This window comes from Ureibacillus terrenus (assembly GCF_006569205.1).
In the GTDB taxonomy this organism is placed as follows: Bacteria; Bacillota; Bacilli; order Bacillales_A; family Planococcaceae; genus Ureibacillus; species Ureibacillus terrenus.
The window spans coordinates 1-21,805 of the sequence record NZ_VIGD01000006.1; the positions used below are offsets into that span (position 1 = coordinate 1).

Sequence of the window (21,805 nt, forward strand, 5' to 3'; positions counted from 1 at the left end):
CACCCGTCCGCCGCTAACCTCATAAAAAGCAAGCTTCCTATGAGGTCCGCTCGACTTGCATGTATTAGGCACGCCGCCAGCGTTCGTCCTGAGCCAGGATCAAACTCTCCAAAAAGAATTTGATTTCGCTCAAATTGTTTGTCCGAATCCGGTCCGCCAACGAGGGTTGGTAGACCGTAATCAGCGCGTCTGTTGTTCAGTTTTCAAGGTTCATTTATAACCTTCTTTTTTAGCGACCTTTTCAATATAACACATCAGGTCGTTTGTGTCAACAACATTTTTATTAAATATTATTTAACTATAATTTATTGTTTGTTTCATCGTTTAGCGACGTTAATTATAATACATCAGCTGATTATGGAATGTCAACACTTTTTTAGCGAAAAAATTTCGAGGAAAAATATGTATTTAACCTCGAAAACGTTTCAATGAATCCAACACTTCTGAATTCGCATTATTTGATTAAATCATGGTTATGAACATTCACATTTGCTCGATAAAGTCTATGATCAATAGATTCGTTTTTGGACTTCATCCGTTCAATTATAATATATCCTTTTTCAATTAAAAATTCAATGAAAAGCTCCAATTCTACTGAATAATATTTAAGTTCATGATGGTTATGTAAATCCTGAATCGTCCAAAGCTCTTTTGATTGCAAGACTTCCATTATATGCTGAGAACATGATTGGATTTTGGAATTCATGGAAAATTCAATCGCAAGAAACAGCAGTTCCAATCTTTTCTCAAGGGTTTCCCTGCTTGTTACCAGCTCTTCGTATAATTTGTAAATGGATGGTTCTATTTTCTTCACTTGTGACCAGACCGTTACTTCAGGGTATAAACCGCTTTCGATGATTGACAATCTGGCCAAGTATTGAAGGGATTTTACTACATGAAGATATGCATCTAAATGATCGCCCCGCTGAAAAAACTCTTTTCCTTCGGTATAGCTTCTTAATAATTTCGCAAATTGCACGCCCGCTTTAATCTTTCTTCCATAAAACGAGAAATCTTCCAATGTCTTCTTCAAGTTTGTCAGATATTCATTTCGCTCAAACAAAACTTTTCCATGAAAAACCCAGTCCACAATCCTGCGGTTTTTTCCTATATAAATCCACTTATTCAATAATTGTTCGGTAATAATATGCATGGCCACTTTTTGATCCTCATAGCAATAATGCTTTGTAAAAATCGGCAATTCGGCCTCTTTGACTATGATTAGCAAAATAGTATCGAATGTGTCTGTTAAATTGATTTGATCTTCCCTTTTATTGACAAGTATAACCCCCAAAGTCTCCGGTTGGCTTGCACGTTCTTGATATATGGAACGCAAAATATAGTCCATGTATAGTCCTCCTATTCACCAATTCCGATATTCTCTTTCGACACCGGAAAAAAGAATCCTTCTTTTTTTCTTTTTATTTCTCATTGCCCATGTCTATGTTATATTAATATCAAGATTAGGAGGGCGCTTTCATGAAAAAGAAATATACCAGCAAAATTAATAAAATTCGTTCCTTCGCACTTGCATTAATTTTTGTCGGATTTATTGTCATGTATGGTGCCGTTTTTTTCAAAAATAATGTTGTCCTTGTGCTGATTTTTATGGGATTAGGATTATTATGCATCATTGCCAGCACCATTGTTTATCTTTGGATCGGCATGTTGTCCACCCGGGCAGTAAAAGTGATTTGCCCAAATTGCGGAAAACAGACAAAAATGTTGGGCCGGGTAGATATGTGCATGCATTGCAATGAGCCATTGACTTTAGATCCGAATTTGGAAGGAAAAGAATTCAGTGAAGAATACAACAGGAAATTGAAGAATAATAATCAAAAAATATGAGTAGGAAAACGATTTTTCCTACTCATATTATTTATAGGTTCCCGGAATTATATCCCTGAACCCCGATACCTGCACTTAAGGTTATCAAAGACGGCAACTGAAATCCATACTGCTTTCGACATAAGCCTTTATACATGCAAAAAAACCCAGCAACATACGTTACTTGGGTTTTTATTATAGCACTTGTTTATTTTTTTGTTCTTGTTCTAGACAGTCAGGGCAAGTTCCGTAAACTTCAAGGCGGTGAGAATTAACTTTATATCCGGTAACATGAGATGCAAATTGCTCGACCTCTTTTAAAGCTGGATAGTGGAAATCTGTAATTTTGCCGCACTTTTCGCAAATCATATGGTAATGATCGTTCGTTACGAAATCAAAACGGCTTGCCGCATCGCCGTAGGTTAACTCCTTCACTAAACCAGCTTCGCGAAATACGCGCAAGTTGTTATATACAGTCGCAACACTCATGTTTGGAAATTTGCCTTCCAAAGATTTATATATTTCATCAGCTGTTGGATGTGACATTGAATTAATTAAATATTCCAAAATAGCATGACGTTGTGGGGTAATTCTTACGCCTGTTGCCTTTAACGTGTCTAGAGCATTTTTTAGATGCACTTCTGACATCGTCATGCACCTCTTTCCAATCATTATCATTTTATAATTGTTATAAATAGTGTACCCAATTATTTAATAATCGTCAACTTTCAGACATATTTAAAGCAATATGCAATAATATAATTCTCTCAAAAAACATTTCCTGCATTCAATATATTAATTGTGAAGATTTTTTTACATGGAAACAAACCCATTCTTCAAATTAATATCCTCTTAAAATGTCCATTTTATTTTCGAGATCCCTTTCGCCTTTCATCCATTTTCTTAAGCTCGGTTTGAAAATTTCGAAGCTGCGTTCCAAATATCTTGAAGAACGGCTTGAAATATGCGGAGAAATCGTGACATTATCCAAATCCCACAGTTTTGAGTCGGCAGGCAGCGGCTCTGTTTCATAAACATCCAGCACCGCATGGAAAATTTTTCTTTCTTCCAGGGCCCTGATCAAATCTTCCGTTTTAACCAAGTCGCCTCGTCCAAAATTCATAAAAATGCAGCTTTCCTTCATCAATGCGAAATGTTCGTAAGTCAGCAAATATCTCGTTTCTTTTGTGCTAGGCAAAATGGAAATGACAACATCCGCTTTCGGCAGCAACTCTTCAAGCTTGTCCATGGTATGGGTTTCATTCATGTAAGGCGCGCTTTCTCCGCTCCGGTTGAGCCCGATTGTGTAGACTTCGAAGGCCTGGAGCATTCTGCCGACCTCGCTGCCAATCGCTCCCGGACCTAAAATCAAAGCGGTGGAACCATTTAATTCATATAATTTCGTCTTCTGATTCCAAGTTTTTTCTTGCTGATTTTTATAGATGAACGGCAAAGCCCTTTTAATGGACAGGAGATGGGCCAAAATCGATTCTGCCATCGGCTTTTTATGTATGCCGCGCACATTGGAGACGATGATCCCCCTCTCGGCGATCGCCTGTGCCGGCATTTTTTCAATTCCTGCCGAAGCCACAAAAATCCATTCGACTTTTTCGGCAATTTTGATTTTCTCTTCGTCCAAATCTTCTCCGTACGTTACGATCACTTCCGCTTTGGCCAATTCTTCTGCGTCTATTTTTTTATGGAACACAAAATCCACTTCCGGGAAATCCCTCAGCAAAGATTCTTTTAAATCCGGTCTTGGATCAAATGTGAAATAAACCCGCATATCTCTTATTCCCCTTCCAATTCACGCAAATAATTTAACACTTCCTGGATATGATTTTTGACGCGGACCTTTCTCCATTCCTTCAAAACAATCCCGTTTTCATCAATTAAAAAGGTGGAACGTTCAATGCCCATATATTCTTTGCCGTAATTCTTCTTTAACACCCATACCCCGTATTTTTGGCATACTTCGTGATCTTCGTCCACCAATAACGAGAATGGCAAATCGTATTTTTCAATAAACTTTTTATGCCGTTCCGCCGAATCCCCGCTCACGCCCAATATCACGGCATTCAAATCCGCAAAGGACTCATAGCTGTCGCGGAAATCACAGGCCTCCGTCGTACAGCCCGGCGTCATATCTTTAGGGTAAAAATACAGGATGACTTTCTTTCCACGAAAATCACTTAAGCTGACCTGCTCCCCGTTTTCATTTTGCAATGTAAAATCTGGCGCTTGTTTGTTCACTAATGTTTCACTCATAAAAAATTCCTCCCTTTTGTCTATCCTACAGGACAAGGGAAATTGTTTCAAATTCTTTGGCGTAATATACCAAAGAAGGATAAAATAAAACTGAAATTATAAAATGGAGGCAATACGATGAATCACACAAGATCCGAAGAAATTTACCAGGAAGCGCTAAAACATATCGTCGGGGGGGTCAACAGCCCTTCCCGCTCCTATAAAGCGGTTGGCGGCGGAGCGCCTGTCGTCATGGCGAAAGGAAAAGGCCCATATTTTTGGGATGTGGACGGGAACCGCTACATCGACTATCTTGCCGGATACGGCCCAATTATTACAGGTTTTGGACATCCGCACATCGCAAAAGCCATTAAACTGGCTGCCGACACTGGAGTGCTTTTCGGTACACCAACCGAGCACGAGGTAAAGTTTGCGAAGATGTTAAAAGCTGCGATTCCATCGTTGGACAAAGTAAGATTCACAAACTCAGGGACGGAAGCGGTCATGACGACGGTCCGTGTAGCCCGCGCCTTTACCGGACGGACAAAAATCGTTAAATTTGAAGGGTGCTACCATGGACATTTCGACCAAGTATTAGTGGCTGCAGGATCCGGCCCGGCAACCCTTGGTTCACCGGATTCAGCCGGTGTTCCGCAAACGGTGGCAACCGAGGTCATTACCGTTCCGTATAACGACACAGAACACTTGCAACTTGCAATGGAAAAATGGGGAGAAGAAGTTGCCGCCATTCTCGTTGAGCCAATCGTCGGAAACTTTGGCATGGTCATGCCAAAACCAGGATTTTTGGAATATATCCATAAAGTTGCCAAAGAATACGGAGCCCTTGTTATATATGATGAAGTGATCACCGCTTTCCGCTTCCATTATGGCGGCGCCCAGGATATGCTCGGGCTTACCCCGGATTTAACGGCAATGGGCAAAATTATCGGCGGCGGCCTGCCAATCGGCGCATACGGAGGCCGAAAAGAAATTATGGATTTCGTCGCTCCATTGGGTCCTGCTTACCAAGCGGGAACAATGGCGGGCAACCCGGCGTCCATGCTTGCAGGCATTGCCTGCTTGGAAGTGCTGCAAACACCAGGCGTTTATGAAGAAATGGACCGTCTGGGGGCAATGCTTGAAAAAGGGATTCTCGAAGCCGCGGAAAGACATGGCATTACGGTCACTGTCAACCGTATAAAAGGTGCGTTGACGGTTTACTTTACAGACCAAAAAGTGGAAAATTATAGACAAGCGGAGCAATCCGACGGCGAAATGTTTGCGCGTTTCTTTAAATTGATGCTCTCTAAAGGCATCAACCTCGCTCCTTCCAAATATGAAGCCTGGTTCTTGACAACCGAACATAAAGAAGAAGATATTCTCGAAACAATTGATGCGGTGGATTATGCCTTTTCAAAATTAAAATAATTATGGAAGGTGTGGGATTCCTCACCGGAAGCAGGAATTCCACCTTTCCTTTATGGGAAAATTTAATGTTGAGCTAAACAGAAAATGACTATTGTGGGGGACTTTTGATTAAATGAGGTTTAAGTTGGGAAACAGTTTGAACGGTTTGATTATTGTATGTCCAATAAAGCGTAAAGTGGGGGCTTCACCATGCAATTAGGCGCCCGGGTATTAAAAACTGGAGTTGCAATCGTCTTTGCGTTGTTTTTGGCTGAATTATTAAAACTCCCGTCTCCCGTATTTGCCGGAATCGCTGCAATTTTCGCCATTCAGCCCTCCATATACCGCTCCTATTTGACGATTGTGGAACAAGTCCAAGGAAACCTGATTGGTGCGGTCGTTGCCATTTTGTTCGGGCTGTTTTTCGGCCATCATATTGTGGCCATCGGAATCGCAGCCATTCTCGTCATCGGCATCATGTTGAAACTAAAGTTAAATTCTTCGCTTTCATTGGCGCTGGTGACCCTTGTAGCCATCATGGTCTATGAAAGCGGCGATTTTTTGGTATTCAGCATCATCCGTTTTGCAACGGTGATGGTCGGCGTGTTTGCGGCGTTTATCGTAAATATGGTCTTCCTGCCGCCGAGATATGAAGTAAAATTATTCAATTCGATCCTTTCGCTGCAGGACGATATCATCCGCTGGTCGAGGCTGGCAATTCGCGGAGCTTCCGAACATGTATCAATGAAAAACGCTTTAAATAAATTCGAAAAAAGACTGTATGAAATTGAAAAGATGTATGATTTATACAAAGAGGAGCGGCAATACACCAAAAAGAAGAGGCACAGCCAAATGCGCAAGCTCGTTGTATACCGCCAAATGATTACCACAACGAAAAAAAGCTTCGAACTGCTTTCAAGGCTTCATAAGCATGAAAACGAAATCGCCCGCTTGCCCGAAACATTCCAAACGATGCTGCAAAAGCGGCTGGACTTCTTGTTGACATACCACGAGCAGCTATTGTTGAAATATACAGGAAAACTCCGCCCGGAACATTCAAAATGGTCCGTGGATAAAAACCATTTAAACCGTTCAGAAGTCATGGAAAAATTGATCGAACAAATCGCCATCGAAAAGCGGCGGGAAGGAGAAGAGGAATTTTCCAGCTACCATTTGTTCTATATTTTCTCCCGAATCCTGGATTACGAGGAAAACTTGGAGCACCTTGATACATTGATTGTTTCTTTCCGCAACTACCACAGCAAAGACCGAAATGTTGATTTGGAAGAAACGGTATATTAATGGGGAACTTTAACAAAAGAGCGAAGGAGTCTTTTCTTCGCTTTTTTTTTTTTTGCCGTTTGAACATGAAGGGCGGGTGGCACGACTTGCCTGAACTGAAACCGCAAAGCCTAGGGATCAGGAAGAATTTTTGATTATCGCTTCACATATACGATGGGCCGCATTCCCGTCGCCAAATACTTGCGGCCGGGGACAATTAAGGCAATCCAGTTTTCTTGATGTTGTTTCAATGATTGCTTGAATATGGATGGGACATAAACAATTCCATCCATTTTCCAAAGTCTCCACCCATTCCGTTTGGTCCCTCAAAGTCGTGCAAGGCGTCTGTAATAAAAAAGCTTCCTTTTGAAGGCCTCCGGAATCGGTAACTACCATATGGGCATTTTTGGTCAAGTACAGCATTAATAAATATCCCACCGGTTTTATGACGATGGTGTTTTTAAAAGAGATGTCCAGTTTGTCAACGGATTTTTTTGTTCTTGGATGCAGCGGAACCAGTACAGGTTTATCCAGTTTCTCAAAAGCGGCAAAAATGGTTTCCAATTTCTTAAGATCATCCGTGTTTTCAGCGCGATGGACCGTCGCCAAATAATACTCTTTTTCTTTTAGAGATGGAATGGATGGATTTTCGGCTTTCAACACATCCAGCCAAACACCATTTGAATAAAATCGATTCGAAATGCTGCTAAAACGGTTGACGGCATCCACCATAATATCCCCTGTCAAAAGGACACCTTCTGTAATCCCCTCCTTTTTCAAATTCTCCACGGCGGTTTTCGTCGGACAGAATAACAGGTCCGACAAATGATCCGTGAGTATCCGGTTCTGTTCTTCCGGCATTCTCTTATTGTAGCTTCTTAATCCCGCTTCGACGTGAAAAATTGGAATATGCAATTTTCCGGCAGCCAACGCCCCCGCCAATGTGGAATTGGTATCGCCATATACAAGCACACCATCCGGCTTTTCGTTCAAAAGGACCTGTTCAATCTTTTCCAGCATCCTTCCCGTCTGGGCACCATGGCTGCCGGAACCTACCCCCAAACAATAATCGGGTTTCGGGATTGAAAGCTCCCGAAAAAAAATATCCGACATATTTTGATCGTAATGCTGCCCGGTATGAATCATGATTTCAACATGCCGCCTGCGGAATACATCCGAAAAAGGGGCAGCTTTAATGAACTGCGGCCGTGCACCTACGATGGTAATCAGCTTCAACTCACATCCGCCTTTCAAAAAGAAGGTCGTAAACTATTTTATGTCTAGCGGCCAAAACCGTTACAATCTATTTAATTATCGGAAGAATGGGGAAATGAATCGGTTCATTCTGAAGCGAAGACATAGCATAAAATAGCGGAACTGAATTAATTTTTGGAGGAATCGAAAATGAAGGTGTGCAAGTTAATCAGAAGACATTCTTTCAAAGATGTCAGAGTCTTTGAGAAAGAAGCGATCAGTTTGAAAAAATTGGGTTATGATGTAACCATTGTGGCCGGGAAAAAAAACGGCAAAGTTTTTGGACCGGACAGAAAACCTGTTTCGGATTCCGCTTTTAAAAATGCGAAGTTCGTATACCAAAATATCAACTTTCTGACTTATGATATAGGGACTGTCAATCAGTTCTCCGTCAATCAGATGATCAAAGCTTTGGAAAAAAACACTCAAAATTATTTCGTCGATAAATTGTATCAAAAGGCGCTATCCACAAACGCCGACATTTATCATGCTCACGAACTGCATGCTTTGTATGATGCGGTGCAGATCAAAAGAACGCTCAGGAAGAAAGGGAAAAAGGTAAAGGTCATCTTTGATGCCCATGAACTTGAAGCCAACAGCAAATTAATGTCATTACTGATGAAAGAGGTCGACCATCTCATTACCGTATCGGATTCTATTAAAGAGATCTATCAAAAAAGGTACCCGAATGTCCCTGCAACGGTCATCTATAACTCCCCCAACTTTCAAGAAGACTTGACTTCAAAAGATCATTACTTCAGCAACTCCTTTGTCGTTGCCTACGAAGGGGTCGTTACGTACCAAAAGGGGGATCCGAGAAAAATCATCAATATTGCAAACCTTTGCAAAAAGGCGATTAAAAATTTCCGCTTTGAAATTTTTGGATATGTTTACCCGGGATTAAAAGAAAAAAATGCCATCGAAAAGCATCCCTACATCAATTGCAAATGGATTGACTATCATGACCTGCCAAAGGAATTAAGCAAAGTTCATGCCGGATATATTTATTTCGATATAAGTGCGGCCAATCGGAAATATGCCATGCCCAACAAATTTTTCAGCTATCTGAATAACGGAATTCCCGTAGTCGTCAATCAGTCGATTGACATGAAAAGATTCATAGAAAAACATCAATGCGGCATTGTCATTAACAAAACTAATCCGTCTCCGGCAGATTATTTTAAAGAGTTTTACCGGCTGCATGCAAACCGCAAATTGCTCAGACAAATGAGTGAAAACGCAAGACAAGCGATGAGGGATATTTATTGCTGGGAAAAGATGGAGGAACGCTTGGCAGAAGTGTATAACAGCTTAAAATGAGCTTGGACAATAACAATAACGGGCTGCAATTTCATATGTTGTGCAGCCCGTCATTAATAATGAAAAATAACCCTTCCTTATATCATCTTTTCTTCATCCAAAATTTTGATTGCTCCGTTTTCGTATGAAAGGGCCCCGTCCTTTTTCCACTTGCTTAAAAAAAGACTGACTTTTTGCCTGCTGCAGCCGAGGTAGTTCGCCATTTCCTCATGGGTCAAAGGGGTCTCAATCAGCAAAACTTCCCCTTTCGTTTTTTTGGCCATTCTGATCAGCAGCCATCGCAGACGTTCGGGAACGCTCATCGTGGAGAGCACAAACTTTAATTGCCCCGCTTTATCCAATTGTTGCACCATCGAAAAAAAGATAAAGTTTTCCCTTACCAGGGAATTATGTATCCAATCTATAGGAATCGAATATAGCACGCATTCCGATAGAGCAACGGCATAATTTGTAAATTCCCTCTGGCCCTTTAAATAATCCAAATATCCAAAAAATTCACCGGCTTCATTCAACGAAACGGTGGCCGTCCTTCCATCAGAAGAATCTGCAGCGATTTTCACGATACCTTTTTGTATATAAAAAAATGAATCAATCTTCTGCCCGATCTGAAAAACGGTTTCCCCTCTTTTGGCAACAATAATTTCTCCAATTTCTGCGATTTTTTTCATTTTGTCATCCATGATTCTCCCCCCCATTTATTCCGATTATATAAAAAATTTTTATTATTTGTAACAAAAGTGACAGAAATTATTTTCAATTATTTTTACAATTCTTTTATCTGTTAAATACCTATTAAATTAGTTTGTTTTATAAGAAATAAGGTGAATGAAAATGGACGAACACATTCTTTTAGAGAACGTAAACAAATCTTTCCCAAAGAATAACCGTTCCGAGACAGTTACATTGGAAGATGTTTCATTATCTATAAAACGGGGGGAATTCATTTCCTTGCTCGGCCCTTCCGGATGCGGGAAATCCACATTATTGAACATTATTGCGGGACTGGAAAAAGAAACATCAGGGAAGGTCCTCGTAAATGGCAACCCGATCACCGGACCTGGAAACGACCGGATCGTCGTATTCCAGGAATCGGGGCTTTTCCCATGGATGACGGTGCTTGAAAACGTCATGTATGGGTTGCTTATAAAAAAAGTCCCGAAAGAGGAAGCAAAAGAACGGGCCATGGTTTGGTTGCAAAAAGTGCACCTCGGAAAATTTGCCGACAGAAGCCCCCACGAATTATCCGGAGGCATGAAGCAGCGGGTTGCCATTGCCCGGGCACTGGTAATGGACCCGGAAATATTATTAATGGACGAGCCTTTTGCTGCATTGGATGAACAGACGCGCATGGTCCTGCATCAAGAACTGGAAACATTATGGAGAGAAACGGGAAAAACCATTATTTTTGTTACCCACAACATCAGAGAAGCTCTCGTTCTGTCAGACCGGGTTGTATTAATGAAAACACGGCCGGGCGGCATAAAAAACATATTTCCTGTACAGGCCGCAAGACCGCGCAATTCATCCGACAGCATTTTAAACTATTTGGAAAACCGTATTTTATCAGAGTTGGAGCAAGAAATGGAAAAGGTGCTGAAGGAGGAATTGGGCAGTGATTACGCACTTAAGAAGGATCGCGTTTATATTGATCCTCATAATAATCTGGGAAGTGATATCTAAATTACAGCTATTTCCCGCTTTCATGTGGCCGCCTCTGTTTATCCCGAATGAACAGGGCGGTGTCACAATCTTAAAAACTTTCATTGACGGAATTGTTTCGGGGCAGTTGCTAGAAGCAACGGGCGCCTCTTTGCTAAGGCTTGTTATCGGTTTTGTGATTGCTGTGGCAATCGGGCTATTATTGGGATTTTTAATTTATAAATTTAAGATTGTCGATGATACACTGGGATTTTTTGTGGCAAGTTTGCAGGCCATCCCGAATATCGTTTGGCTGCCGTTGGCCATTTTGTGGTTCGGCTTAGGGGTCGGCTCTGTTCTGTTCATTGTGATTTTGGGAGCGGCCATCTCTGTCACCATCACGTCCAGCGCCGCCTTTAAAGGGGTAAATCCTCTGTTGATTCGAGTTGCCAAAACGATGGGATCTTCAGGATGGCACCTGTTCCGGACGGTTATTTTCAAAGCTTCTGTGCCTCAATTAATTGCGGGGCTCCGGATTGCCTGGGCCCTTACATGGCGCGCCGTCCTGGCAGGGGAATTGCTTGGAGGAGGCGGCGACGGCCTCGGAACATTGCTTGACCTGGGCCGTTCCATCCAGGCCATGGATTTGATTTTCAGTATCATGATCATTATTGGAATTATCGGTTCTTTAATCGATAATTTTGTATTTGTCCGCCTTGAAAAATTTGTATTCCGAAAATGGGGCATATCAACAACATAGAGGAGATGAATAAAATGAAAAAACGACTATTATTTGCAATCTTGACTTTATTTGCGCTTGTACTTTCTGCATGCGGCAATCAGGACGCCGGCAAAAAAGAAGAAGGGGCTTCCGGAGAAGAAGCCAAGGAAATCCGCATCGGCTATTTCCCGAACATGACACATATTGCCACAATCGTGGCATTGGAAAAAGGGTATTTTAAAGAACAATTCGGCGATGTGAACATTAAGACACATACATTCAACGACGGTTCCTCATTTATGGAAGCCATGTCAACAGATGCCATCGACATCGGTACAGTCGGGCCTACTCCCGCTTTAAACACATATATTAAAAATCCGAAACACGAAATCATTTCCGGTGCGGTGAACGGTGGAGCCGTTCTGGTTGTCGCAAAAGATGCCGATATCAATTCCGTAAAAGATTTGGAGGGCAAAAAGATTGCCATCCCTACATTCGGCAGCACGCAAGATGTGGGATTAATCAAGTCTTTAAAAGATGCGGGCGTCGATGTGAAGAAAGTTACGAAAGTAAAACAGGCTCCCGCTGATACAGCCGCATTAATCCTAAAAGGAGAAATCGACGGAGCGGCGACCCAGGAGCCATGGGGCGTAAACATTGAGACTGCCGCAGGCGCAAAATTATTGTTGGATGAGAACGAATTTGCCTGGGGCAGCGAATCCACTAATACAGTAGTGGTTGCCCAAACTAAATTCACTTCCGCGAATCCCGAGTTGACGAAAAAATATCTAAAAGCCCATATCCAGGCAATTAACTTTATCAACGAAAACCCGGAAGAAGCAATCCAGCTGTTCCTGGATCATATTAAAAAAATCACGGGAAAAGAGCTTTCCAAAGAAGAAGTGACGAAAGCGTTCGGACGCTTGAAAGCGACAACGGATGTAAATGAAGAGGTAATCAAAGAAATGGCGAAGATTTCAAAAGAGGCCGGATATATTAACTCCGATAAAGTTGAAGGGCTTGTCAACCTTTCTTATTTGGAAGAAGTATTGAATGAGCAATAAAACGGCGGGCACTTTTCCAAGGCTCAATACTAAAAAATGAGCGATTGGAAAAGCTGCCTTTCTTCATTAAAAATATTGACTTTTTTCTGAAGGGACGTTCATTATGAAACTCTATCACTCCATCACAGAACTGATAGGCAATACGCCGATTGTGAAATTAAACAAACTGCCTTCCCCGGAAGGCGCAAATGTCTACATGAAACTGGAATCCTTTAATCCAGGCGGAAGCGTGAAAGACCGTGCCGCCTACAATATGATTCTTCGGGCCGAACAGGAGGGAAAATTAATTCCCGGGAAAAGTACTGTAATAGAACCGACTTCCGGAAATACCGGCATCGGTCTGGCCATGGTGTGCGCCCAAAGGGGTTATCGCTGCATCATTACGATGCCTGACAATGCCACAAAAGAACGCATTCAATTGATGCGGGCTTATGGCGCTGAAGTATATTTGACACCAAGCCATCTGCGGATGCAAGGTGCCATCGACGAAGCTTACCGCTTGGCGGAAAAGATACCGGACCATTTTATTCCGCTTCAATTCGAAAACGAAGCAAACCCCGATGCCCACCGGAATACGACGGCCGTTGAAATTCTGAATGCTTTCGGAAAGAATTTGGATGCTTTTGTGTTAACCGCAGGAACGGGAGGTACGATTACAGGCACCGGGGAAGAATTGAAAAAGGCTTTGCCCGATTTGAAAATTTATGTTGTCGAACCTGCCGGATCCCCCGTACTTGCTGGCGGACAGCCGGGACCACACAAAATTCCGGGGACAGGCCCGGGGTTTATTCCCAAAATTTTAAATACCGTGATTTACAATCAAATCCTTCATATCAAAGACGAAGATGCCCAAATGACTGCAAGACGCCTTGCCCGCGAAGAAGGGATTCTTGTCGGTGCATCCGGAGCCGCCTCTGCTTATTATGCCATCCAAATCGCCAAAGAACTTCCAAAATCGGCAAACGTTTTATGCCTCGCTCCTGATACGGGAGAACGTTATCTATCATCGGATTTATTTGAATAAAAAAGCGCCGTGCACTTTCGAAGGCACGGCGCTTTTTTATTCCAAATGCTGAATTTGAAACAAATCGTGATATACGCCTTTCTTCGCCATTAACGATTCATGGTTGCCCTCTTCAACGACTTCGCCATGATCAATGACGAAAATTTTATCGGCATGGGTGATGGTGGACAAGCGGTGGGCAATGATAATGGTCGTTCTGTCGCTTGCCAAACGTTCCAAAGATTCCTGGATCAGCGCTTCACTTTCCAAATCAAGGGCGGACGTCGCTTCATCCAATACCAAAATTGGAGGGTTTTTCAGAAACACCCTTGCGATGGCAATGCGCTGTTTTTGCCCTCCAGAAAGCTTGACTCCCCGCTCTCCGACCTTTGTATCGTAGCCGTCCGGAAGCTGCATAATAAAGTCATGGGCGTTCGCCGCTTTCGCCGCGGCAATCACTTCTTCATCCGTCGCATCCGGTTTTCCCATCAAAATATTTTGCTTGACCGAATCACTGAATAAAATATTGTCCTGCAATACAATCCCGATTTGGGAACGGAGGGATTTAATATCGACATCCCGCACGTCAAAGCCGTCAATTTTCACCGAGCCGCCCGTTACATCATAAAATCTCGGAATCAGGCTGACAATCGTCGATTTTCCGCCTCCGCTCATACCGACAAAGGCCGCCGTTTCCCCCGGTTGGATCGTAAAATTGATATTCTTCAATACATAATTTCCGTTTTCTTCATATTTAAAATTAACATTTTCAAACTCCACTTTACCCGAAACAGGCGGCAACGGAATCGCGTTGGGCTTATTTTGCACATCATATTCCTCATCCATCAATCCGAACATCCGGTCCATGGAAGCGATTGATTGGGTAAGGGTTGTCGATGAGTTCATCAATCTCCTAATTGGCGCATAAAGCCTCTCAATATACCCCATGAACGCCGCCATTTCCCCGACAGAAAGCTGTTCGTTGATGATCAGATAGGAAGCGAAACCGATCACCAATAATGGCGCCACATCCGTAATGGTGTTGACGACCGCAAAGGATTTCGCATTCCATCTCGTATGATCCAATGATTTGTCCAAAAACTCGCCGTTCTCTTGGTCAAATATCTTTTGTTCATGTTCTTCCAAAGCAAAGCTTTTGACAATGCTGATTCCATTCACCCTTTCATGCAAATAACTTTGCAAATTCGCGAGCGCCTGGGAACGGATTCTTGTGAGAGCCCTTAACCTTCCAAAAAAATATTTCACGCTGATTCCGAACAAAGGCAGAGAAATCACGGCAACGATTGTCAACTTCCAATTCATGGATATCATAATTCCGATGACGATCAAGATGGTCGTCATATCGAGCCAAAGGTTCATCAGGCCAATCATCACGAAGTTTTTCGTCGCTTCCACGTCGTTGATAAAACGGGAAATGATATCCCCCGCGCGATGATTCGTATAAAATTTCAAACTTAATTTTTGCAGGTGAACATACAATTCTTTCCTGATGTCATACAATACTTTATTGCTAACGTGCTGCGCAAAGTATTGCCGATAATATTCAACGGGAGGCCGGATGATAAAGAAAAGAATGATGGCGCCGCCAAGCCAATAAATTAATTGTTCGATTCGTTCCGCATCCGTTAACTCGGAATTTAGAAGAATATCATCGATTACAATTTTCGTCAAAAACGGAATAAAAAGCGGAATGGCAAATTTAATGACCCCGATAATGAGCGTCAATACGATTTCCCAATAATACGGTTTTACAAAACGCATATATCTGCGAATACTGTCCAATAACGATCACATCCTTAAACCGAATCACTGTGTGCCCTTCTTTATGATGATCAGAAGAACTAATACAGCGATTTCTATTTTACCACAATAAAAAAACGTCTCTTCAAGCGAGACGCCTTTAATGTTTTTTCTTATTCGATTGCATATCTTTATAAAATAAATAACGATTTGTCCACACTTCTATGAAGTCCTGGGCAAAGGGCCCTTTTTTCTGTTTGACCCAGCTCAACAATTTTGTTACATTCCGCTTTAATATTTTATCGATTACATCCGGATATCCCATTTCCAATTTGTGCTGTTCATATTCATCTTCATCCAATAATGTATAAGTTCTGTCCGGAAACACTTTCAGATCCAGATCGTAATCGATATATTTAATCGCGTTATTGTCAAATACGAAAGGAGAACTCATATTGCAGTAATAATAAACGCCATCTTCACGCAACATGCAAATTATGTTGAACCAATGCTGTGCGTGAAAATAACATATGGAAGGTTCTCTTGTCAGCCAAGTTCGACCATCCGCTTCCGTGACAAGGGTCCTGTCATTCGCCCCGATAATGATATTTTTCGTTCCTTTTAATACCATCGTTTCATGCCAAACCCGGTGGATGCTTCCATTATGTTTGTAACTATGTATTTGTATGGTTTCTCCTTCTTTAGGTACTGCCATTTTAGCCCCACCTTTTCACTTTCCGATATATTCACGTCTATTATATCAATGTTTATAAAAACTTGTAGAATAAGACACATTATTAATTATTATATTTAGGAAGATGCCGTTTTACGATTAAAATCCCCGAAAAAATGAAAAAATAAAGGTATAGACAAACTTGTCTATACCTAGAAGTGAATTCTATTCACTGTTGAATAATGGTGCCTTATTTATTGTTGTTGCGGTTGTTTTGTTGATTTTGTTGGTTTTGTTGATTTGGACGAGCTTGTTCAATATCTTGTTCCCGAGCAAATTCCTCTTGATTGTTATTTTTGTTTCGATTTTTTGCCATGATTGTTCACCTCCACGCTAGATATTGTGGACAGGTGAACCGCTTATTATTCCGGAGAATGAAAAATATATCGATTCAGAATATTCATAATTTTCGCCATTGGAACGGGAAGCGGCAACGCCTCCATTTCTTTCAATGTGACGAACTGAACGGAATCCGGAAAAGGACCGTTTTCACTGATTTCAATTAAATGGCAGCTCATATTCCAAGTTAAATGGGAAAACACATGTTTTTGTTCAACAAAATTTTCTTCCAAAACTTTTGTGATTGTCACATTATATTTCAATTCAAACGGTTCCCATGTATTTTCCGACGGCTGCTTCTTTGGCATCATCGGAAATTGCCACATGTTTGCAAGCAAGCCTTCGCTTGGACGTCTCTCGAATAAAATCTTTCCGTCATTGACCGCAATATAGACATCGTAATATTCATTCTTGCTTTTTGTTTTCTTTGTTTTTATCGGCAGCTGATCTGCATCGCCTTCCATGAAACCTAAACAATACTCCCGCACGGGACAAAGCAGGCATTTTGGGGAAACAGGCGTACAAATCATGGCGCCCAAATCCATCAATGCCTGGTTGAAATCCCCCGGATAATCCGGATGGATGAGCTCATCCACCGCTTTTTCAAAAATTTTTCGGGTTCTTGGGAGAGAGATGTCTTCCGTGATGTGCAGCACGCGGCTTAAAACGCGCATCACATTTCCATCAACGGCATGCTCCGGCAGATTATAGGCAATACTTAATATCGCCCCGGCAGTGTATGGTCCGACACCTTTTAGTTTTTGCAAATCGTGGCGGTTGTTTGGCACCGTGCCGCCATACTTTTCGACCACTTCCCTCACACCTGCCTGCAAATTGCGGGCTCTTGAATAATATCCCAAACCTTCCCACATTTTCAATAATTCTTCTTCATCGGCGCCGGCCAGTGATTCAAGGGTTGGATATTTATCGATAAAACGTTGATAATAAGGAATAACGGTATCGACACGGGTTTGCTGAAGCATGACTTCCGAAACCCAAATTTTATATGGGTCTTTCGTATGTCTCCAAGGCAGATTCCGTTGTTCGCGATGAAACCATTCAACAAGATTTTGACGAAATTGTTGCGTATATGGATATTTCACTAGTTCCTCCTGCAGTTTTCAATTTTATTTTTAGTTAAAAGGGTATAATATAGTTATAAAGAAATTGCGTATCGTTTATTTTTGTCGAATTATGTAGCCCTCCGTCAATTAAGGAGATGATTTGGATGGATACAGGAACACACCTAGTCATGGGCATTGCCCTCGGAGGCTTATCACTCATTGACCCGGTTGTTGCCAATCATAGCGTTACTTTCGCAGCCGTTTTGACAGGGACTATTGTCGGCTCCCAAGCCCCTGATGTCGACACGGTCTTAAAACTCCGCAATAATGCGGTTTACATAAGGCACCATCGAGGCATTACCCACTCCACTCCCGCAGTCATTCTCTGGCCAATAGGAATCACCGCCGTTCTTTCACTCATTTTCCAGGACGCCAATGTATTGCATTTATGGCTGTGGACATTTCTTGCCGTCTTTCTGCATGTGTTTGTCGATATATTCAACGCATATGGCACACAGGCGCTAAGGCCCTTTTCCAGGAAATGGGTGGCTCTTGGAGTGATCAATACTTTCGATCCGTACATTTTTGGGATTCATTGCGCCGGCATCATTTTATGGGCTTTAGGATTTAACCCTGTGCCAATTTTCACAACCATGTATTTAATCGTCATTGCCTATTATATTTTACGATATTTGGTCCAACAATCGGTAAAAAATGCCGTCCTTAAAACTATTCCGGATGCGGAAACGATCATCGTCGCCCCGACGATGAGGTTTTTCACCTGGAGGGTCGCGGCAAAATCCAAAACCCACTATTATGTCGGACGGGCTTTCGGACGGACAATCAATATTTACGATAAATTAAAAATCCGTCCTTTGCCCAAAACGCCTCTCGTCGAAAAGGCGCTGAGCGATCCAAATTTATCGGCTTTTCTATCCTTCTCGCCTATTTATCATTGGGATATTTCCGAATTGGATAACGGGCTAACGGAAGTCCGGTTGGTTGATTTGCGGTATCGAAGCAATGAACGCTATCCTTTCGTTGCCGTTGCCCATTTGGATGAAGATTTGAATATTGTCACATCCTATACAGGCTGGATTTTCAGCGAAGACAAACTTCAACGCAAATTGCAAATCGGCGCAAGCGATTAAAGGAGCAGACTCTTTTTGAGTGTGCTCCTTTACTTTAGCTTTATTCTTCATCCAATAAGTGGGCATATTTTGGATTCCGGACAGCAAACTCATGAATTTTGCCGCCGTAGCTTTCAATCCATTGACGTATGATTCTTTCCGTAAATTCAGGTCCTTTATAGCTATGGCCGGCTTTTGCATAAGTGGCTTCAAAGTCGGACCATAATAATTCAATCCAGGTGCGCGCTTTATTTTCCGACAAAAATGGATTGGTTTCCAGCAATTCCTCCGTCAGTCTTTCAATCATTATTGCGCTTGCGTCCATCTTATTCTTCCTCCTTCAATGGAGAAAGCATGGAAATCGGCAATGCCTCTTCATACTTTTCGCCGTTCAAACGGAATCCCCATGCAAAACGGCCCTTTAAATACTCTACTTTAAAGAACTCCCCCGGTGCCCCTTCAATTCGATAAATTTCACCGGGTTTGATGGAAGATGGATCCATTAAATAGGCCTGAGCCATGATCGCTTTTCTTTCGTAAACGGCGAATTCATTGACAATGCCCAATTGTTCCGCTTTTCTTGCTTTTTCTTTCAGTTTGGCAATTTCCTGTCTTAATTCTTCAGGGGTCATTTGAGCATATGTTTTTTTCATTCATTCTCCCTCTTTTCATCGATAAATCGCTCGATAATTTCCAAAGGAAACCCTTTTTGATACAGCGCCTGCTTCACTTTGAGTTCCAGCTGCTTGTCCTTATATTTACCCGCATACTTATTCCAAACTTTTTCGCCCTGAACGGAAATCAAATCGTGCCATTCATCATCATCCCGCTCTAGGTCGATTTGGTCAAGTATTTCATTGGTGATTTCAAAAGAATACCCTTTACGAAGCAATAAATCCCGGATTTTTTGTTTAATCTGGGCAGGCGTTTTTTTGGGATTCATTTTCACCGTCTTTTCCGCCAGCTGCCGGGCAAGCCGGAGCTGTTCTTCAAATGTGTAGGTTTCCAAAGTTTTTTCCAAAATGTTTTGGTCGATTCCTTTTTTCAATAAATCCTGCTTGATGGCCATTGGACCTTTTTTGGCCGTTCTTTTCTTCGTTTCAAGCAATGCTTTGGAATAGGTTTCGTCATTGAGAAAGCCCAGTCTTTTCAATTTCTGTATGGCTTCGAGCGCCACGGATTCACCGAAACCGGCATCGAGCAATTTCTTTTTGATTTCATATTCGCTGCGCATTTGATAACTCAAATAGTTGAGAGCCTTGTTAAAGGCTTTGGAAATTTCGTCTTCGTAGGCAATTTCGTCTATCTCAAAGGAATCGAGTATTTTTCCTTTTGTTAAGCCAAACTTTATAAGTATAGATTCATCCACTGAAAAAGCAAATTTTTCATTAACATAAATATTGTACCGATCCCGGTTTTTTTGGCGGGTGATTTTTGTAATGACCTGCATGGAAACACTCCCCGGTTTTTAGTATACACAAAATGTCGTTCCGTTCATATATCCGATGATGTGATTTGGCTGCCGGCATAATCGGCTCCTTTTTGCACAATCTAAGGCAAAAGGAAAGGAGGCAGCAAGTTGAAACGGATTCGCATTGTTTTTTCGATGATTCTGCTATTGGCAATGCTGATGCCCGTAATTCCCGCATCCGCCGAGGAATACCATTGGGGATTCAAAAAGGCGAACAATGGAAATCCCCCGGATATTGGAGCCGAATTTGAACTAATTTTGAAAAACTATGGAGCCTTTTACATGGGAAACCCGCAGAAAAAAGTGATTTATTTGACTTTCGATAACGGATTTGAAGCGGGTTACACGGAAAGAATTCTCGATACCTTAAAGAAAGAAAATGTAAAGGCGACCTTTTTCTTAACGGGACATTATTTGACAAGTGCATCGGATTTAGTGAAACGGATTGTCGAGGAAGGGCATACAATCGGAAACCATTCCGACAAGCATCCGAATATGGCCAGACTGTCCCGGGAAGGCATGCTGAAAGAATGGCAAAATTTTGACAAAAAATTAAAAGAGGTAACCGGAATTGAACGGACTTATTACGTCCGGCCACCGGAAGGCGTATTCAGCAAAGAATTATTGGAAGTGGGCAATGAAAACGGTTATACCCATATTTTCTGGTCCATCGCGTTCCGGGATTGGGATACCGGACAGAAGAAAGGGAAACAGTATGCCTACAACGAATTGATAAGCCAGCTTCATCCCGGCGCCATCATTTTGATGCACACAGTGGCGGAACATAATGCCGAGGCATTGCCGGATTTCATCAAGGAAGCCAAAAGACAAGGCTACACTTTTGGAACATTGGACGATTTGGTATTTGATTACTTGGTCAACGATCCGTTATGGGAAGAAGCCCAATAATTGGCGGGACGGTTTTTGTCCATATGGAATCCATTGTTAAATGGATTCCTTTTTGTTTAATACAAAAAAAGATTCCCCAAAGAGGAATCTTTACATATTATTTAAACATCTTTTTTAAATTCGCCATTTCGATTGCCGAAACCGCGGCATCATATCCTTTGTTTCCCGCTTTTGTTCCGGCCCGTTCGATTGCCTGTTCAATATTTTCCGTTGTCAAAACGCCAAAAATCACCGGTACATTTGTCTGCAAAGAAACTTGCGCAATGCCTTTTGCCGCTTCATTGCAAACATAATCGTAATGGGTAGTGGCTCCCCGTATGACCGTTCCTAAACCGATTACCGCGTCGTATTCCCCTGTTTCCGCCATTTGTTTTGCGATAAAAGGAATTTCAAAAGCTCCCGGCACCCATGCCACATCGATATTTTCCTCATCCACGCCGTGGCGTTTCAAACCATCCAATGCCCCGTCCAGGAGTTTGTTTGTAATAAATTCATTGAACCGTCCGACAACAATGCCGATTTTCAAACCTGTTCCTACCAAATTTGCTTCAAACACTTTTCCCATTTCCACTGCTCCCTTATTCTTAAATTGCTGCAACCAGTTAACCAATTCCCATTATCCTATTAAATGCATCA

General features: G+C 42.0%; 24 protein-coding genes and 1 rRNA gene. 10 read left to right on the forward strand and 15 right to left on the reverse strand.

The window, feature by feature from the left end; translation table 11 throughout:
• Positions 1 to 115 (reverse strand): 16S ribosomal RNA (locus FKZ59_RS05690); the annotation flags it as partial.
• Positions 116 to 454: 339 nt separating this feature from the next.
• Positions 455 to 1,348, reverse strand: coding sequence for a nucleotidyltransferase-like protein (locus FKZ59_RS05695; protein WP_141601794.1), 894 nt, complete (start codon positions 1,346 to 1,348; stop codon positions 455 to 457).
• A gap of 131 nt (positions 1,349 to 1,479) precedes the next feature.
• Between FKZ59_RS05695 and FKZ59_RS05700 the strand changes: the two genes are divergently transcribed.
• Positions 1,480 to 1,848: a YgzB family protein gene (locus FKZ59_RS05700; RefSeq protein WP_141601795.1), complete on the forward strand. Its 369-nt coding sequence runs from the start codon at positions 1,480 to 1,482 to the stop codon at positions 1,846 to 1,848.
• Between the two features lie 174 nt (positions 1,849 to 2,022).
• Here FKZ59_RS05700 and perR read toward each other — a convergent pair whose 3' ends face one another.
• From perR to bcp, 3 genes are all read right to left on the reverse strand, one after another.
• Positions 2,023 to 2,475 (reverse strand): peroxide-responsive transcriptional repressor PerR, encoded by a 453-nt coding sequence (perR, locus tag FKZ59_RS05705; protein WP_181733198.1) that lies wholly within the window; start codon positions 2,473 to 2,475, stop codon positions 2,023 to 2,025.
• 193 nt (positions 2,476 to 2,668) lie between these two features.
• Complete coding sequence (locus tag FKZ59_RS05710; RefSeq protein WP_141601797.1) at positions 2,669 to 3,613, reverse strand: D-2-hydroxyacid dehydrogenase; 945 nt, start codon at positions 3,611 to 3,613, stop codon at positions 2,669 to 2,671.
• A gap of 5 nt (positions 3,614 to 3,618) precedes the next feature.
• Entirely contained in the window at positions 3,619 to 4,095 is a 477-nt protein-coding gene (gene bcp / locus FKZ59_RS05715; protein WP_141601798.1) for a thioredoxin-dependent thiol peroxidase, read from the reverse strand.
• Between the two features lie 117 nt (positions 4,096 to 4,212).
• Here bcp and FKZ59_RS05720 point away from each other — a divergent pair, with 117 nt between their 5' ends.
• Both FKZ59_RS05720 and FKZ59_RS05725 read left to right on the forward strand, forming a co-directional pair.
• Positions 4,213 to 5,502, forward strand: a complete 1,290-nt coding sequence (locus FKZ59_RS05720) for a glutamate-1-semialdehyde 2,1-aminomutase (RefSeq protein WP_141601799.1) — start codon at positions 4,213 to 4,215, stop codon at positions 5,500 to 5,502.
• 189 nt (positions 5,503 to 5,691) lie between these two features.
• Positions 5,692 to 6,783, forward strand: coding sequence for an FUSC family protein (locus tag FKZ59_RS05725; protein ID WP_141601800.1), 1,092 nt, complete (start codon positions 5,692 to 5,694; stop codon positions 6,781 to 6,783).
• 117 nt (positions 6,784 to 6,900) lie between these two features.
• On the opposite strand, the gene wecB is transcribed toward FKZ59_RS05725, so the two are convergent.
• Positions 6,901 to 7,998, reverse strand: a complete 1,098-nt coding sequence (gene wecB / locus FKZ59_RS05730; RefSeq protein ID WP_141601801.1) for a non-hydrolyzing UDP-N-acetylglucosamine 2-epimerase — start codon at positions 7,996 to 7,998, stop codon at positions 6,901 to 6,903.
• Positions 7,999 to 8,166: 168 nt separating this feature from the next.
• Between wecB and FKZ59_RS05735 the strand changes: the two genes are divergently transcribed.
• Complete coding sequence (locus FKZ59_RS05735) at positions 8,167 to 9,336, forward strand: glycosyltransferase (protein WP_141601802.1); 1,170 nt, start codon at positions 8,167 to 8,169, stop codon at positions 9,334 to 9,336.
• A gap of 77 nt (positions 9,337 to 9,413) precedes the next feature.
• Here FKZ59_RS05735 and FKZ59_RS05740 read toward each other — a convergent pair whose 3' ends face one another.
• On the reverse strand, positions 9,414 to 10,016 hold the full coding sequence (locus FKZ59_RS05740) for a Crp/Fnr family transcriptional regulator (protein ID WP_181733199.1): 603 nt from the start codon (positions 10,014 to 10,016) through the stop codon (positions 9,414 to 9,416).
• A gap of 151 nt (positions 10,017 to 10,167) precedes the next feature.
• On the opposite strand from FKZ59_RS05740, the gene FKZ59_RS05745 reads away from it, so the two are divergent.
• From FKZ59_RS05745 to cysK, 4 genes are all read left to right on the forward strand, one after another.
• The gene (locus FKZ59_RS05745; protein ID WP_141601804.1) at positions 10,168 to 11,016 is read left to right on the forward strand and encodes an ABC transporter ATP-binding protein; all 849 of its coding nucleotides are present in this window, start codon (positions 10,168 to 10,170) and stop codon (positions 11,014 to 11,016) included.
• Entirely contained in the window at positions 10,982 to 11,734 is a 753-nt protein-coding gene (locus tag FKZ59_RS05750) for an ABC transporter permease (protein ID WP_181733200.1), read from the forward strand. The genes FKZ59_RS05745 and FKZ59_RS05750 overlap by 35 nt, the downstream gene beginning before the upstream one ends.
• A gap of 14 nt (positions 11,735 to 11,748) precedes the next feature.
• Positions 11,749 to 12,759 (forward strand): aliphatic sulfonate ABC transporter substrate-binding protein, encoded by a 1,011-nt coding sequence (locus tag FKZ59_RS05755; protein WP_141601806.1) that lies wholly within the window; start codon positions 11,749 to 11,751, stop codon positions 12,757 to 12,759.
• Between the two features lie 103 nt (positions 12,760 to 12,862).
• Positions 12,863 to 13,783, forward strand: coding sequence for a cysteine synthase A (cysK, locus tag FKZ59_RS05760; RefSeq protein ID WP_141601807.1), 921 nt, complete (start codon positions 12,863 to 12,865; stop codon positions 13,781 to 13,783).
• 36 nt (positions 13,784 to 13,819) lie between these two features.
• Here cysK and FKZ59_RS05765 read toward each other — a convergent pair whose 3' ends face one another.
• The 4 genes from FKZ59_RS05765 to mutY form a co-directional block, all read right to left on the reverse strand.
• Entirely contained in the window at positions 13,820 to 15,565 is a 1,746-nt protein-coding gene (locus FKZ59_RS05765) for an ABC transporter ATP-binding protein (protein WP_141601808.1), read from the reverse strand.
• 118 nt (positions 15,566 to 15,683) lie between these two features.
• Positions 15,684 to 16,238, reverse strand: a complete 555-nt coding sequence (gene ntdP, locus FKZ59_RS05770) for a nucleoside tri-diphosphate phosphatase (RefSeq protein ID WP_141601809.1) — start codon at positions 16,236 to 16,238, stop codon at positions 15,684 to 15,686.
• 208 nt (positions 16,239 to 16,446) lie between these two features.
• Positions 16,447 to 16,572, reverse strand: a complete 126-nt coding sequence (locus tag FKZ59_RS15085; RefSeq protein WP_281279192.1) for a hypothetical protein — start codon at positions 16,570 to 16,572, stop codon at positions 16,447 to 16,449.
• Positions 16,573 to 16,618: 46 nt separating this feature from the next.
• Entirely contained in the window at positions 16,619 to 17,698 is a 1,080-nt protein-coding gene (gene mutY, locus FKZ59_RS05775) for an A/G-specific adenine glycosylase (protein WP_141601810.1), read from the reverse strand.
• A gap of 125 nt (positions 17,699 to 17,823) precedes the next feature.
• On the opposite strand from mutY, the gene FKZ59_RS05780 reads away from it, so the two are divergent.
• A complete protein-coding gene (locus FKZ59_RS05780; RefSeq protein WP_141601811.1) occupies positions 17,824 to 18,810 on the forward strand; it encodes a metal-dependent hydrolase in 987 nt (328 codons plus the stop codon).
• 40 nt (positions 18,811 to 18,850) lie between these two features.
• Here FKZ59_RS05780 and FKZ59_RS05785 read toward each other — a convergent pair whose 3' ends face one another.
• The 3 genes from FKZ59_RS05785 to recX are packed head-to-tail and all read right to left on the reverse strand — an operon-like array spanning position 18,851 to position 20,239.
• The gene (locus FKZ59_RS05785; protein ID WP_181733201.1) at positions 18,851 to 19,114 is read right to left on the reverse strand and encodes a YfhJ family protein; all 264 of its coding nucleotides are present in this window, start codon (positions 19,112 to 19,114) and stop codon (positions 18,851 to 18,853) included.
• A 1-nt stretch (position 19,115) separates the two neighbouring features.
• Positions 19,116 to 19,442, reverse strand: a complete 327-nt coding sequence (locus FKZ59_RS05790) for a YfhH family protein (RefSeq protein WP_141601812.1) — start codon at positions 19,440 to 19,442, stop codon at positions 19,116 to 19,118.
• The gene (gene recX / locus FKZ59_RS05795) at positions 19,439 to 20,239 is read right to left on the reverse strand and encodes a recombination regulator RecX (protein WP_141601813.1); all 801 of its coding nucleotides are present in this window, start codon (positions 20,237 to 20,239) and stop codon (positions 19,439 to 19,441) included. Before recX ends, FKZ59_RS05790 begins: the two co-directional genes overlap by 4 nt.
• Positions 20,240 to 20,395: 156 nt before the next feature.
• On the opposite strand from recX, the gene FKZ59_RS05800 reads away from it, so the two are divergent.
• On the forward strand, positions 20,396 to 21,169 hold the full coding sequence (locus FKZ59_RS05800; RefSeq protein WP_141601938.1) for a polysaccharide deacetylase family protein: 774 nt from the start codon (positions 20,396 to 20,398) through the stop codon (positions 21,167 to 21,169).
• Between the two features lie 97 nt (positions 21,170 to 21,266).
• Here FKZ59_RS05800 and ribH read toward each other — a convergent pair whose 3' ends face one another.
• Positions 21,267 to 21,734: a 6,7-dimethyl-8-ribityllumazine synthase gene (gene ribH / locus FKZ59_RS05805; RefSeq protein WP_141601939.1), complete on the reverse strand. Its 468-nt coding sequence runs from the start codon at positions 21,732 to 21,734 to the stop codon at positions 21,267 to 21,269.
• Positions 21,735 to 21,805: the final 71 nt, after the last annotated feature.

Bases quoted from the DNA above. Each gene is read 5' to 3' on its own strand.
- FKZ59_RS05695 (WP_141601794.1), bottom strand. From the start codon at position 1,348: ATGGACTATATTTTGCGTTCCATATATCAAGAACGTGCAAGCCAACCG.
- FKZ59_RS05700 (WP_141601795.1), top strand. From the start codon at position 1,480: ATGAAAAAGAAATATACCAGCAAAATTAATAAAATTCGTTCCTTCGCA.
- perR (WP_181733198.1), bottom strand. From the start codon at position 2,475: ATGTCAGAAGTGCATCTAAAAAATGCTCTAGACACGTTAAAGGCAACA.
- FKZ59_RS05710 (WP_141601797.1), bottom strand. From the start codon at position 3,613: ATGCGGGTTTATTTCACATTTGATCCAAGACCGGATTTAAAAGAATCT.
- bcp (WP_141601798.1), bottom strand. From the start codon at position 4,095: ATGAGTGAAACATTAGTGAACAAACAAGCGCCAGATTTTACATTGCAA.
- FKZ59_RS05720 (WP_141601799.1), top strand. From the start codon at position 4,213: ATGAATCACACAAGATCCGAAGAAATTTACCAGGAAGCGCTAAAACAT.
- FKZ59_RS05725 (WP_141601800.1), top strand. From the start codon at position 5,692: ATGCAATTAGGCGCCCGGGTATTAAAAACTGGAGTTGCAATCGTCTTT.
- FKZ59_RS05735 (WP_141601802.1), top strand. From the start codon at position 8,167: ATGAAGGTGTGCAAGTTAATCAGAAGACATTCTTTCAAAGATGTCAGA.
- FKZ59_RS05740 (WP_181733199.1), bottom strand. From the start codon at position 10,016: ATGGATGACAAAATGAAAAAAATCGCAGAAATTGGAGAAATTATTGTT.
- FKZ59_RS05745 (WP_141601804.1), top strand. From the start codon at position 10,168: ATGGACGAACACATTCTTTTAGAGAACGTAAACAAATCTTTCCCAAAG.
- FKZ59_RS05755 (WP_141601806.1), top strand. From the start codon at position 11,749: ATGAAAAAACGACTATTATTTGCAATCTTGACTTTATTTGCGCTTGTA.
- cysK (WP_141601807.1), top strand. From the start codon at position 12,863: ATGAAACTCTATCACTCCATCACAGAACTGATAGGCAATACGCCGATT.
- ntdP (WP_141601809.1), bottom strand. From the start codon at position 16,238: ATGGCAGTACCTAAAGAAGGAGAAACCATACAAATACATAGTTACAAA.
- FKZ59_RS15085 (WP_281279192.1), bottom strand. From the start codon at position 16,572: ATGGCAAAAAATCGAAACAAAAATAACAATCAAGAGGAATTTGCTCGG.
- FKZ59_RS05780 (WP_141601811.1), top strand. From the start codon at position 17,824: ATGGATACAGGAACACACCTAGTCATGGGCATTGCCCTCGGAGGCTTA.
- FKZ59_RS05785 (WP_181733201.1), bottom strand. From the start codon at position 19,114: ATGGACGCAAGCGCAATAATGATTGAAAGACTGACGGAGGAATTGCTG.
- FKZ59_RS05790 (WP_141601812.1), bottom strand. From the start codon at position 19,442: ATGAAAAAAACATATGCTCAAATGACCCCTGAAGAATTAAGACAGGAA.
- recX (WP_141601813.1), bottom strand. From the start codon at position 20,239: ATGCAGGTCATTACAAAAATCACCCGCCAAAAAAACCGGGATCGGTAC.
- FKZ59_RS05800 (WP_141601938.1), top strand. From the start codon at position 20,396: ATGATTCTGCTATTGGCAATGCTGATGCCCGTAATTCCCGCATCCGCC.
- ribH (WP_141601939.1), bottom strand. From the start codon at position 21,734: ATGGGAAAAGTGTTTGAAGCAAATTTGGTAGGAACAGGTTTGAAAATC.